Raw genomic sequence first — 12,517 nt, forward strand, 5'->3', positions numbered from 1 at the left:
CGCCACTCACTCAGGCAGCACGTGCCAGCGGACTGGTCTCTTCGACCATGCTTTTCAGCTTCTGGCTCGCATGAAAGGTCACGACACGGCGCGCCGTGATAGGAATCTCTTCACCCGTCTTCGGATTGCGGCCCGGCCGCTGCGGTTTGTCGCGCAACTGGAAATTGCCGAAACCGGACAATTTGACGGCCTCGCCACGCTCGAGCGCATTGCGGATTTCGTCGAAAAAGGTCTCGACCATATCTTTCGCTTCGCGCTTGTTCAGGCCCACTTGCTCGAACAACAATTCGGCCAGTTCCGCCTTGGTCAAGGTGGGTAAATCTTTTTCCGCTTCCTGGCGCACTTTGGCAACCAGCATGGCCCGATGCAAATCGGCGGCCAGTGCGGATTGCAGTACGGCGGAATCAACGTCGCTGTTATTAATTTTCCTGCCCTGCCTTTTCTGTGCGCCCGAGCCCGCCACATGGCAAGCTCGTCTACGATTGACGACGGAAAGGCCGTCACGCAAAAAGCGACGGCCAGTCCGATAATTACGAACGCAGTTTCGCGTCGTGGCCCTGCTTGGCGGCATCGATCAGGACAGCCATCAGGCCATCGACGACATCGTCTTGCAGGGTGTTTTGAGTATCTTGCAAGCTAATCCGGAAAGCAAGGCTTTTTTCATCCGCTTCCAGACCTTTTCCACGATATTCATCAAATAAAACAATGGCTTGCACGATACGCGCCGCAGGGCTTGCCTTGGCGGCGGCATGGAAGCTGTCGAGCAGATCCTGCACGGCCACCGATTGCTTGACGACCACGGCCAGGTCGCGGCTGGCGCCAGGGAATTTCGAGATTTCCTGGTACACGGGCACGACCCGCTGCGTCAGGGCTGCCGCGTCAACTTCGAACAGCACGGGCGCCAGCGGCAAGTCGTACTTTTGCATCCAGCGCGGGTGCAATTCGCCGATGAAACCGATGACCTTGCCGTCAAGCTCCACGTTGGCCGAACGGCCCGGATGCAGGGCCGGGTGTTCCGCCTTGCTGAAACGCAAGACCAGCGGCGCGAACAGCGCTTCCAGGTCCGCCTTCACGTCGAAGAAGTCGACCGTGCGGGACGGCTGGCCCCACTGCTCGTCGGCCACCGCGCCGTAGGCCATGGCGGCAACGCGCTTGGGCTGGGCATAGCCGGCCACCGACAGCGGGCCGTTTTGCACGCTGTCGTCGCGCTGGTAAATGGCGCCCACTTCGAAGATGCGCACGCGGTTCGTCTTGCGGTTCAGGTTGTAGCGCACGTTGGCGATCAGGCTGCCGATCAGCGAGGAACGCATCACGCTCATCTGGCTGGCGATCGGGTTCTGCAATTTGATCGGATTGGTGTTGCCCGAGAAGTCGCGCTCCCATGCCGTATCGACAAAGCTCATGTTAACCACTTCCTGGAAGCCCAGGTCGGCCAGCTCATGACGTACCGCAAACAAGGAGCGGGTATTTTCCGGTGCAATCTGCATCACGTTCGCTGCCACGGGCGGCAAGGTCGGGATGTTTTCAAAGCCGTATACGCGCGCCACTTCCTCGATCAAGTCTTCCTCGATCTCGATGTCGAAACGGTAGCTGGGCGAGGTCACGGAAAACACGCCGTCGGCCAGGGTGAACGGCAGGGCCAGGCGCGTGAAGATATCGGCGATCAGCGCATCGTTGAGCGGCACGCCGATCACTTTTTGCGCGCGCGCCGTGCGCATGGTCACGGGCTGGCGTTGCGGCAAGTTCACTACATGGTCGTCGACGGGACCGACGGTGGTGGCCGGCGTGCCGCAGATTTCCACGATCAGGGCCGTGATGCGCTCGATATGTTCGACGGTGGTGGCGAAATCGACGCCGCGTTCGAAACGGTGCGCCGCATCGGTCGAGAAATTCAAACGGCGGGCGCGGCCCTGGATGGCGTTCGGCCACCAGAATGCCGCTTCCAGGTAGATGCTGTCCGTATCGTCCGACACCGAACTGGCGTCGCCGCCCATGATGCCGGCCAGCGATTCGATTTCCTGCTCATCGGCAATGACGCCGATCCACTCGTCGACGGCGATGGTGTTGCCATTGAGCAGCTTGACGGATTCGCCCGCCTTGCCCCAACGCACGTCGAGGCTGCCGTGGATCTTTGCCAGGTCAAACACGTGGCTGGGACGGCCCAGTTCCAGCATGACATAGTTGGAAATGTCGACCAGCGCCGACAGCGGACGCTGGCCGCTGCGCTCGAGGCGCTGCTTCATCCAGTCCGGCGTGGCTGCCTTGGCGTTCAAGCCGCGGATGACGCGGCCCGTGAAACGGCCGCACAGGTCCGGCGCGCTGACTTTCACGGGCAGGATTTCATCGCTGGAAACCGGCACGGTGCGGAACTGCGGCGCATTCAGGGGCACGCCCGTCAATGCCGACACTTCGCGCGCCACGCCCAGCACGGACAGGCAGTCCGCCTTGTTCGGCGTCAACTTGATGGTGAATTTCAAGTCGTTCAAAGCAAAGTAATCGCGGAAATTCTGGCCGATCGGCGCGTCGTCCGGCAATTCCATCAAGCCGGCGTTTTCTTCCGACAATTTCAATTCGCGCGCGGAGCACAGCATGCCTTGCGACTCGACGCCGCGCAGCTGGCCCACCTTGATTTCAAACGGCTTGCCATCGGCGCCAGGGGGCAGCACGGCGCCCGCCATCGCGCACACGACTTTCAAGCCCGGACGCACGTTCGGCGCGCCGCAGACGATGTTGAGCATGGTGCCCGTGCCGACATCGACCTGGCACACATTCAGGCGGTCCGCGTTCGGATGTTTTTCCATCTCCAGGACCAGGCCCACCACCACGTTCGAGAACGGGGGCGCGACAGGATCGACGTCCTCGACTTCGAGACCGGACATGGTCAGCAGATGGGCCAGTTCGTCCGAAGTCATCTTCGGATCGACCATGGTACGGAGCCAGTTTTCGGAAAATTGCATAATCAAGCTTTCAAATGTTCAATGCGCGAGCATGCAAGGGCACGCTCCAGCGCATCGAGTGACATGGAATAATGAAACGCCTTAGTTAAACTGCTTGAGGAAGCGCAAATCACCCTCGTAAAACAGACGCAGGTCGTTGATGCCATAACGCAGCATCGTCAAGCGTTCCAGGCCGGAGCCGAAAGCAAAACCGATGAATTTCTCGGGATCGAGGCCGAAGTTCTTCACCACGGTCGGATGCACCTGACCGGCGCCCGACACTTCCAGCCAGCGGCCCTTCAGGGGGCCGGAGCCGAAGGCGATGTCGATCTCGGCCGACGGTTCCGTGAACGGGAAGTACGACGGGCGGAAGCGCACTTGCAGGTCGTCCGTCTCGAAGAAAGCCTTGACGAAGTTCAGGTACACGCCCTTCAGGTCCGCAAAGCTGATGTCTTCGGCGATCCACAGGCCTTCGACCTGGTGGAACATCGGCGAATGAGTGGCGTCGCTGTCGACGCGGTAGGTGCGGCCCGGCGCGATGACCTTGATCGGCGGCGTATGCGTGCGCGCATAGCGCACCTGCATCGGGCTCGTGTGCGTGCGCAGCAGCAAGGGCTTGCCGTCGGTGTCGTTGCCATCGATGTAGAACGTGTCTTGCATGGAACGGGCTGGGTGGTTTTCCGGGCTGTTGAGCGCCGTGAAGTTAGTCCAGTCGTTCTCGATTTCGGGGCCGTCGGCCACGTCGAAGCCGATCGAGCGGAAGATTTCCTCGACACGCTCCCACGTGCGCATCACGGGATGGATGCCGCCTGGCATGCGGCCACGGCCTGGCAGGGTCACGTCGATCGCTTCGGCGTTCAGACGACCTTGCATCTGGGCATCGGCCAGCGCATCACGGCGCGCCGTCAGCGCGTCTTCGATCTGCACTTTGACGGCGTTGATCAGGGCGCCCTGCGCCTTGCGCGCGTCCGGGTCCAGTTTGCCCAGGCCCTTCATCATTTCGGTAATCTGGCCAGTCTTGCCCAAGTAGCGGGCTTTGGCGTTTTCAAGTGCGGCAGCGTCTGCGGCGGCGATAAAGTCAGCCTGGGCCGAGACGACGAGTTCTTCTAGGGAGTTCATGCGGCTTTTCCTGTTTTGGAAATCAATCCTGGATTTAGTAATCTAGAACCCAACAATCAAAAACGGAAACGGGGCATAAGGTTCACACCCCTGCCCCGCTCTTTATAACGTCACCCTACGGATGACGTTGTGCAATGACCGATGCTTACGCAGCGATTTTTGCTTTCACTGCGTTGACAATCGCAGCGAATGCTGGCTTGTCCATCACAGCCATATCGGCCAGGACTTTACGGTCCAGTTCGATATTTGCTTTTTTCAAGCCGTTCATGAATACGCTGTACGTTACGCCATGCTCACGGGAAGCGGCGTTGATACGGGCGATCCACAGGCGGCGGAAAACGCGCTTCTTGTTGCGGCGATCACGGTAAGCGTATTGGCCAGCGCGCATAACTGCTTGCTTGGCAACACGGTATACACGGCTGCGGCGACCACGGTAGCCTTTAGCTTGAACAAGAATCTTTTTATGACGGGCACGAGCTGTAACCCCACGTTTTACTCTAGGCATAGTAACTCCTTAAATTGAGTGTGAGATTAAGCAGTCGGCATCATGCGCATGACGGATGTGACATCCGATGCGTTGATGTTACGGGTACCGCGCAACTGACGTTTGTTCTTGGTGGTCTTCTTGGTCAGGATGTGGCGCTTGAACGCGTGACCCGACTTGACAGTTCCACCTGGACGCACGCGAAAACGTTTTTTCGCGGAGCTTTTGGTCTTCATTTTAGGCATAGCAATCTGTCCTCTTACGGACAGCTCCATTTATAACAGGATTGCAGGTGGCAACACGACGCTGCGCTTAGATGCCTGCTTTCACATGTTGTGCAGCGGATGCGAGTCCGCTACAGTTCACGCGGCCCGCACATTACTGAGCGGGCCGCGCAAATTCTGCCTGGAATCTGGTGTCGCGCCAATGCTGGCACAAACCACGTCGATCCACAGTAAAACGCTATTGTAGCTTACTTCTTCTTCTTAGGCGAAAGAACCATGATCATTTGGCGGCCTTCCATCTTCGGGAACTGCTCGACCTGGCCGTACGGCTCCAGATCGGCTTTCAGACGTTCCAGCATGCGGAAGCCAATATCCTGGTGCGCCATCTCACGACCGCGGAACCGCAAGGTGATCTTGGTTTTATCGCCATCTTCGAGGAACTTGATGAGATTACGCAACTTGATATTGTAGTCACCATCATCAGTCCCCGGACGGAATTTGACTTCCTTCACGAGGATGATCTTTTGCTTCAATTTGGCTTCGTGAGCTTTCTTTTGCTCCGAATACTTAAATTTGCCGTAGTCCATCAAACGGCACACCGGTGGCTGCGCGGTAGGCGCAATTTCCACCAGGTCGACGTTTGCCTCTTCCGCCAGGCGGAAGGCTTCAGCCAAACTTACGATACCGAGTGGCTCGTTATCGACCCCGCTTAAACGCATTTCAGGGGCAGTGATTTCGCCATTGATGCGATGTGACTTGTCAGTAGCTATTGTAATTTCCTTTAAAAATCTTGTAAGACGGTCGTGCAGCGAGTTTCCTCGTCAGGCCTTGGTGTCGACTTCATGTTTGAGTCGCTCAATCAGGGCATCGACGGACATGACGCCCAGATCGACATTGCCCCGCGCCCGCACGGCCACTGTATTCGCATCCCGCTCTTTGTCGCCAATTACTAAGATGTAAGGCAATTTTTGTACGGAATGTTCACGTATTTTATAGGTAATCTTCTCGTTACGCAAATCAGCCTGTACGCGCAGCCCCGCTTTGCGCAGTTTTGTTGTTACTTCTTGTACATAATCAGCTTGGGCGTCGGAAATATTCAACACTGACACCTGCACCGGCGACAACCACAGCGGCATGGCGCCCGCATAGTGTTCGATCAGGATGCCGATGAAACGTTCCAGCGAACCCACGATCGCGCGGTGCAGCATGATCGGCACCTTGCGCGTGTTGTCCACAGCCACGTATTCGGCACCCAGGCGGCCCGGCATCGACGGATCGATCTGCACGGTGCCCACTTGCCATGCGCGGCCCAGACTATCCTTCAGGTGGTACTCGATCTTCGGACCGTAGAACGCGCCCTCGCCCGGCAATTCCGTCCATTCCACGCCACAGGCGCGCAAGGCCGAACGCAGGGATTCCTCGGCGAAATCCCACGACTCTTCCGTGCCGATGCGATTATCGGGGCGCAAGGCCAGTTTCACGTCGATATTCGTGAAGCCGAATGCCGTGTACACATCCATGGCCTGCTGGTGGAAAGCCGTCACTTCGCCGGCGATCTGCTCTTCCAGACAGAAGATGTGGCCGTCATCCTGCGTAAAACCGCGCACGCGCATCATGCCGTGCAAGGCGCCCGACGGTTCGTTGCGGTGGCATTGGCCGAATTCGCCGTAGCGCAATGGCAAGTCGCGGTAGCTGCGCATGCCATTGTTGAAAATCTGGATATGGCCAGGGCAATTCATCGGCTTCAGCGCATAGGCGCGGTTTTCCGATTCCGTGATAAACATGTTTTCACGGTAATTATCCCAGTGACCGGTTTTTTCCCACAGGCCACGGTCGAGAATCTGCGGCGCCTTGACTTCCTGATAGCCGTTGACTTGGTACACATTGCGCATGTATTGCTCGACTTGCTGCCAGATCGACCAGCCTTTCGGGTGCCAGAAGATCAGGCCCGGCGCTTCTTCCTGGAAATGGAAGAAATCGAGCTGCTTGCCCAGCTTGCGGTGATCGCGTTTTTCCGCCTCTTCCAGGTTGTGCAAATACAGCTCCTGGTCTTCCTTCTTGGCCCAGGCCGTGCCATAGATACGCTGCAGCATCTCGTTTTTCGAGTCGCCGCGCCAGTAGGCACCGGCCAGCTTCATCAGCTTGAACACTTTCAGCTTGCCCGTCGACGGCACGTGGGGGCCGCGGCACAAGTCCGTGAACTTGCCTTCGGAATACAGCGACACTTCCTGGTCGGCCGGGATCGAGCCGATCAGTTCAGCCTTGTACGCTTCGCCGATACTGTTGAAGTAGTCGATGGCTTCGTCGCGCGCGACAACTTTGCGCGTGACTTGCTCATCCTTCTTGGCCAGTTCCGCCATTTTCTTTTCGATCGCGACCAGATCTTCCGGCGTGAACGGACGCTTGTAGGCGAAGTCATAGTAAAAGCCGTTGTCGATCACGGGACCGATGGTCACTTGCGCGTCCGGGAACAATTCCTTGACGGCATACGCCAGCAAGTGGGCCGTCGAGTGGCGGATCACTTCCAGGCCATCGGCATCCTTGTCCGTCACAATCGCCAATTCCGCGTCTTGCTCGATCAGATAGGAGGTATCGACCAGCTTGCCGTCGACCTTGCCCGCCAGGGCAGCCTTGGCCAGGCCGGTACCAATATTGGCCGCAACCTGGGCCACGGTGACCGGACCGTCAAATTGACGGGCGGAACCATCGGGAAGTCGGATTGTAAGCATATTGATCTCCATATCGGCGCTGGCGCCAGGTAAAACTGCAATGAATGGTGTGGACTGAAAAACTGAAAGGAAAACGCAGACGCAAAAAAACGCGGACTAGCCGCGTTTTTCACTTTTTTGAGACAAAGGAAACCCGTTCGACTAGCGTCACTCCCAAAGCTTGGTAGTAGTTCGCGGTGTCATAACCGGTTTTACCTTTCTCTCTAACTGCATTCTGGTGGGCGGTGAGGAATTCGAATCCCCGACCCCTTGGATGTCGACCAAGTATTCTAACCAGCTGAACTAACCGCCCGTAAAACTTTTGTTGATCATTGTATTTCAAATGACTGCTTGCGGCTTGCGCCAGCTTAAAACTCTTTAAAACCACTTACTGCTAAATTCTGGTGGGCGGTGAGGAATTCGAATCCCCGACCCCTTGGATGTCGACCAAGTATTCTAACCAGCTGAACTAACCGCCCCGAAGACCAGCATTATAGAGAGGCTTTCCCAGAATGACAAGGGCTGTTTTACAGGAAACTTTAATCTGTTTTTCATCCGCTTCCCGGGCGTCAGCCTCCTCTTTATATAGAGTCGGCCCGGCACACGCGGAATGCCGCTAGAATCGCGGCATGAACTCCACCCTATTCGCCTGGCTGAAAACCCTGAGCCGCATCTGCGGTTTTGAAACGGCCGACTCCTTCCCGCCCAATCATCCCTATGCGCGCACGCGCTGGGAAGCCGCTTATTTCGATATTGCCTCCGACGTGAAGCCCGACGAGATCGAACGGCGCATCTGCGCGGCCATCACCAACACGCCGAGCGTCTTCGCCTACGTCAGCAATCCCACGCCGCGCATGCAGCGCGCGCTGCTGAACGTGATCCACGACCGGCTGCGGCGCCAGCCCGGCGCGGGCGCCACGGACCTGGTCTTGTTATTGATCAATGCCTACGCCAGCCCCCACATCACGGAAGCCGTGCCCGGCCTGCGCACCTTGATCTACAACACGGAACACGAAGACACGAATCTGCGCGTGCATGCGATCCTGGAATTGCTGGTCGGCACGCCACGGGGACTCGACGTTATCGACATGTAGTCGTCATGCATGATTGGCGGGAACGTAGCGCGCCCGCAAGCGCATGAACGGCGTTTCCACCACTCTATACAAGAGCCAGCCCGTCAAGATGCTGACGGCGACACTGACCAGTATCGCCGGCGCGCCGTCCGGCCCATAACCGAGATCCTGCAACACCGGCCGCAGCAGGATGCACAGCTGCTTGTGCAGCAAATAAATCGCATACGACCACAGGGCCAGGCTGGCCGCGCCCGGCACGCGCAGTCGATAGAGCGCACTGGCGGGACTGAGCGCGGCGACCAGCAATAAAGTAAAACTGGCGGCCAGGGCCGGATAGCCGAACACGGTCACCGCATAGCCATAGTGATCGGTGAGAAACACGTAAAACATCAGCGCCGTGCCCGCGATTCCCGCCAGCAAGGTACGGTTGCCGTGCGAGGTCAGGCGCGCCCAGGCGGTCGGGTGGTAATTCTTCAGCAGCGCCAGCGCCACGCCCGCCACCAGTTCGTCGAAGCGGCACCACGACGCGTAATAAATATACTTGTAGTAGCCAAGCCCGCCGCGCGGCACTTGCACATATTCATCCCACAGATAGGCGCGCACCAGCATGCCGACGATCAAACTGGCGGCCACGGCCAGCCACGCCCACAGCAGCGACTTGCGGCAGGCGGCGATCAACAACGCCACGGCCGGCAGCAGCACGTAGAACTGCTCTTCCACGCACAGCGACCACGCATGGGAAAACGCCGTGCCCGGCGTCAGATTGATGTTTTGCGTAAACGTCAGGAATTTCCATAGGGGCAGCAGCGCGCTGTCGCCGCGAAACGCGGGCCACACATAATACAAAGCCAGCACGACATAAAAATTGGGCAAGGTGCGCAAGAATCTCCGCGCATAAAAGCGGGACAGGGAAAAGCCGTGTTCGCTGCGCAGGGCCGCAAAGATCTGGTTGCCGATCAGATAGCCGCTGAGGGCAAAGAACAGGTCCACACCCGTCCAGCCGATTTCTCCCCAGAAACCAAACGCCCCGCCCTCGCTGACGAACAGCAAATAGTGGTTCATGAAGACGAGCACGATGGCCAGCGCGCGCAAGGTATCGAGGCCATACAGGCGGGAAGGATGGGACGTACTGGACATGGAATCGGCAAGGGAAAACAACGGTGGCGCCGATCATGCCATGCCACACCTTGCCATGGCCAACTTTTTGCAGGCGTGCACGGCGAATCCCGCTAAAATATGCCGACCCCGCTTTCCCTTCCCGCAACAGCATAGGATATGTCCAGCATGAGCAGCGCACTCCACTTCAAATCCATCAACTACACGGGCCAGGGCAGCGGCCCGCGCCTGATCGTCACGGGCGCCGTGCACGGCAATGAAACCTGCGGCACCAAGGGCATCCACCGCGTGATGGCTGAACTCGACAGCGGCGCCCTCTCGATTCTGGCCGGCAGCGTCACCTTCGTGCCCATCACCAACCCGCTGGCCTACGCCAAGGGCGTGCGCAGCGGCGACCGCAACCTGAACCGCAATCTGTTTCCGAACGACAATCCACAAGATTTTGAAGACCGCATCGCCAACTGGCTGTGCCCTTTGCTGGGCCAGCACGACGTGCTGCTCGACTTGCACTCGTTCAATGCCGACAGCCAGCCCTTCGTCATGGTGGGGCCGCGCAACAACGATGGCCCGCTGCAACCGTTTCAACATGAAGACAAGGAACGCGCGCTGGCGCGCCGCCTGGGCGTGCGCCGCTTCGTCGATGGCTGGCTGCAAACGTATGGCGCAGGCGTGCAGCGCCGCCTGGGCAGCAGCGACCAGGTAGGCATGGTATTGCGCTATGGCGTGGGCACGACCGAATACATGCGCTCGACGGGCGGCTACGCCCTGACCCTGGAATGCGGCCAGCACGCGGACCCGGTCGCGCCGGACGTGGCTTACCGCGCCATCATGAACACCTTGGCCTTCCTCGGCTTTATCGATGCACCGCAGCCGGAGCCGATCGCCGACACCGACATGGAAGCGCTGAACATGGTCGTCGTGCACGACAAGCTGCATGCAAGCGACCGCTTCATCAAGACCTGGTCCAGCTTTGACAAGGTTAAACAGGGCGAGCAGATCGGCGTGCGCGCGGACGGCACGCCCGTGACGGCTGAATTCGACGCCTACATACTCTTCCCGGACGTCAACGCGCAAGCCAATGCCGAGTGGTATTACCTGGCGCGGGTGGCCAGCAGCTTCTGATCAATGCCCCACTGATTTGGAGAAAAGATTAATCACCAGCACGCCGGCAATGATCAGCCCCAGGCCGATCAAGGCCGGCGTATCGAGGCTTTGCTTGAACCAGAACCAGCCGACGGCGGAAATGAGCACGATGCCCACGCCGGACCAGATCGCATACACGATGCCGGTAGGAATGACCTTCAGGGTCAGGGACAAGCACCAGAAGGCGATGCTGTAGCCGACCACGGTGATGACACTGGGCCACAAACGGCTGAATCCCTCGGACGCCTTCAAGGCGCTGGTGGCGATGACTTCGGCGATGATGGCGATGGCCAGGTAGAAATAGGTCATGGTGAGACTCATGCTGGCATCCTTTATTGCGGGCTGAGCAATTTCAAGCCCAGGATGCCGGAGACGATCAGGGCGATGCAGGCGATGCGCGCGGCGCTGGCCGGCTCGCCCAGCACCATGATGCCGAAGATGGCCGTGCCGACGGTGCCGATGCCCGTCCAGATGGCGTAGGCCGTGCCCAGAGGCAAGGTGCGCAAGGCCAGGCCCAGCATCACCACGCTGCCCAGCATGGACACTGCCGTCAAGACGGAGGGCACGAGGCGGGTAAACCCCGCGCTGTACTTGAGGCCGATTGCCCAGCCGATTTCCAGCAAGCCCGCCAATACCAGAATGATCCACGCCATCTATTTCTCCCGAGGCGGCAGGGTCGTCCCCGCCATGCAGCCCCCACATCGAGCGGGGTCGTCCCCACAGGAGCAAAAGGAAAAGTATACCATCGGGTGAAAACTCTTGCCGCCAGAACATTTTTTCTGGTGCTATTGCCAAAAGATATGCTGATGGCAGCATAATTGGGCATCCACACACCCGGGAACAATGATGCTACTGCTGGCCCAAATCCTTACCGCCCTCATCCTGCTGCTGCACGTCTATATCGTGCTGCTGGAAACCGTGCTGTTCGATGCGCGCGGACGCAAGGTATTTGGCTTGTCCAAGGAAAAGGCGGAGATCGTGCGCCCCGCCATGTCGAACCAGGGCTGCTACAACGGCTTTCTTGTCGCCGCGCTGGCGCTGGGCTTTTTTCACCCGGACGCGGCCATCGCCCATGCATTCACCGTCTTCGGCCTGGCCTGCATCGCCGTGGCCGGCGTGTGGGGCGCGGTGACCGTCATGACGCGCATCCTCTATCTGCAAACGGTGCCTGCCGTCATCGCCCTGCTGCTGTTCCACTTCGCCTGATACCTGCCGGGGGCGGCCGACCGACCGGCGCCAGCACCCGCCCTGCCTGACAAATCCGCCGGCCAGCACGTTTTTTACTTATATCGTAAAATTCCGATATTGAAATTCACAAAAGACGATACATATATCGCTTGAAGACGAACATCGACCAGGAGAAACAGCATGGACATCGACGCCATTCACAAGGCGCTGGCCAATCCCGTACGGCGGCAGATTTTGCAGTGGCTGAAGGAGCCGGAGCAGTATTTTTGCGAACAGGACCATCCACTCGACTTTGGCGTCTGCGCCGGCCTGATCGACCGGCGGCTGGGGTTGTCGCAATCGACGGTCTCGGCGCACCTGGCCACCCTGCAAAAGGCCGGTTTAATTTCCGCCAGAAAAGTTGGCCAATGGAGCTTTTTCAAGCGCAATGAAGCCACCATCCAGGCCTTTCTGGACCACATGCAGCAAGGTTTGTAACAGCAACCCCCATCCATATCACCGTTCGCGGCATTCTCGACAGGAAAGA

Annotated in this window: 14 protein-coding genes and 2 tRNA genes; 4 read left to right on the top strand and 12 right to left on the bottom strand. The window is 58.6% G+C overall.

Annotated features, from left to right (window positions below):
- Window positions 1-10: 10 nt before the first annotated feature.
- The 9 genes from CSQ95_RS25995 to CSQ95_RS26035 form a co-directional block, all read right to left on the bottom strand.
- Window positions 11-358 carry an integration host factor subunit alpha gene (locus tag CSQ95_RS25995; RefSeq protein WP_010399205.1) on the bottom strand — a complete coding sequence of 116 codons (348 nt, stop codon included), beginning with the start codon at window positions 356-358 and terminating at the stop codon, window positions 11-13.
- 172 nt (window positions 359-530) lie between these two features.
- Entirely contained in the window at window positions 531-2,957 is a 2,427-nt protein-coding gene (gene pheT / locus CSQ95_RS26000; RefSeq protein WP_099411580.1) for a phenylalanine--tRNA ligase subunit beta, read from the bottom strand.
- A gap of 81 nt (window positions 2,958-3,038) precedes the next feature.
- Window positions 3,039-4,055, bottom strand: a complete 1,017-nt coding sequence (gene pheS / locus CSQ95_RS26005) for a phenylalanine--tRNA ligase subunit alpha (protein ID WP_034751917.1) — start codon at window positions 4,053-4,055, stop codon at window positions 3,039-3,041.
- Between the two features lie 145 nt (window positions 4,056-4,200).
- Window positions 4,201-4,560: a 50S ribosomal protein L20 gene (rplT, locus tag CSQ95_RS26010; protein WP_010399214.1), complete on the bottom strand. Its 360-nt coding sequence runs from the start codon at window positions 4,558-4,560 to the stop codon at window positions 4,201-4,203.
- A gap of 26 nt (window positions 4,561-4,586) precedes the next feature.
- Window positions 4,587-4,784 (bottom strand): 50S ribosomal protein L35, encoded by a 198-nt coding sequence (gene rpmI, locus CSQ95_RS26015; RefSeq protein ID WP_038493025.1) that lies wholly within the window; start codon window positions 4,782-4,784, stop codon window positions 4,587-4,589.
- Window positions 4,785-5,011: 227 nt separating this feature from the next.
- Complete coding sequence (gene infC / locus CSQ95_RS26020; protein WP_205711303.1) at window positions 5,012-5,572, bottom strand: translation initiation factor IF-3; 561 nt, start codon at window positions 5,570-5,572, stop codon at window positions 5,012-5,014.
- 12 nt (window positions 5,573-5,584) lie between these two features.
- A complete protein-coding gene (gene thrS, locus CSQ95_RS26025) occupies window positions 5,585-7,492 on the bottom strand; it encodes a threonine--tRNA ligase (RefSeq protein ID WP_099411605.1) in 1,908 nt (635 codons plus the stop codon).
- A gap of 215 nt (window positions 7,493-7,707) precedes the next feature.
- Window positions 7,708-7,784: transfer RNA gene (locus CSQ95_RS26030), tRNA-Val, on the bottom strand.
- 89 nt (window positions 7,785-7,873) lie between these two features.
- Window positions 7,874-7,950 (bottom strand) — tRNA-Val (locus CSQ95_RS26035).
- 150 nt (window positions 7,951-8,100) lie between these two features.
- Here CSQ95_RS26035 and CSQ95_RS26040 point away from each other — a divergent pair.
- On the top strand, window positions 8,101-8,565 hold the full coding sequence (locus tag CSQ95_RS26040) for a hypothetical protein (protein ID WP_099411581.1): 465 nt from the start codon (window positions 8,101-8,103) through the stop codon (window positions 8,563-8,565).
- Window positions 8,566-8,568: 3 nt separating this feature from the next.
- On the opposite strand, the gene CSQ95_RS26045 is transcribed toward CSQ95_RS26040, so the two are convergent.
- Window positions 8,569-9,681 (bottom strand): acyltransferase, encoded by a 1,113-nt coding sequence (locus CSQ95_RS26045; RefSeq protein ID WP_099411606.1) that lies wholly within the window; start codon window positions 9,679-9,681, stop codon window positions 8,569-8,571.
- 138 nt (window positions 9,682-9,819) lie between these two features.
- On the opposite strand from CSQ95_RS26045, the gene CSQ95_RS26050 reads away from it, so the two are divergent.
- The gene (locus CSQ95_RS26050) at window positions 9,820-10,782 is read left to right on the top strand and encodes a succinylglutamate desuccinylase/aspartoacylase family protein (RefSeq protein WP_099411582.1); all 963 of its coding nucleotides are present in this window, start codon (window positions 9,820-9,822) and stop codon (window positions 10,780-10,782) included.
- Here the strand turns inward: CSQ95_RS26050 and CSQ95_RS26055 are convergent, their stop codons facing one another.
- Both CSQ95_RS26055 and sugE read right to left on the bottom strand, forming a co-directional pair.
- Window positions 10,783-11,112 (bottom strand): SMR family transporter, encoded by a 330-nt coding sequence (locus tag CSQ95_RS26055; protein ID WP_070217979.1) that lies wholly within the window; start codon window positions 11,110-11,112, stop codon window positions 10,783-10,785.
- 23 nt (window positions 11,113-11,135) lie between these two features.
- On the bottom strand, window positions 11,136-11,456 hold the full coding sequence (sugE, locus tag CSQ95_RS26060) for a quaternary ammonium compound efflux SMR transporter SugE (protein WP_070217981.1): 321 nt from the start codon (window positions 11,454-11,456) through the stop codon (window positions 11,136-11,138).
- A 190-nt stretch (window positions 11,457-11,646) separates the two neighbouring features.
- Between sugE and CSQ95_RS26065 the strand changes: the two genes are divergently transcribed.
- Together CSQ95_RS26065 and CSQ95_RS26070 are read left to right on the top strand one after the other, a co-directional pair.
- Window positions 11,647-12,009, top strand: a complete 363-nt coding sequence (locus CSQ95_RS26065; protein WP_373633065.1) for a DUF1304 domain-containing protein — start codon at window positions 11,647-11,649, stop codon at window positions 12,007-12,009.
- Window positions 12,010-12,171: 162 nt separating this feature from the next.
- Entirely contained in the window at window positions 12,172-12,468 is a 297-nt protein-coding gene (locus tag CSQ95_RS26070; protein WP_070217983.1) for a helix-turn-helix transcriptional regulator, read from the top strand.
- Window positions 12,469-12,517: the final 49 nt, after the last annotated feature.

It is taken from the genome of Janthinobacterium sp. BJB304, assembly GCF_002735765.1.
Lineage (GTDB): Bacteria > Pseudomonadota > Gammaproteobacteria > Burkholderiales > Burkholderiaceae_D > Janthinobacterium.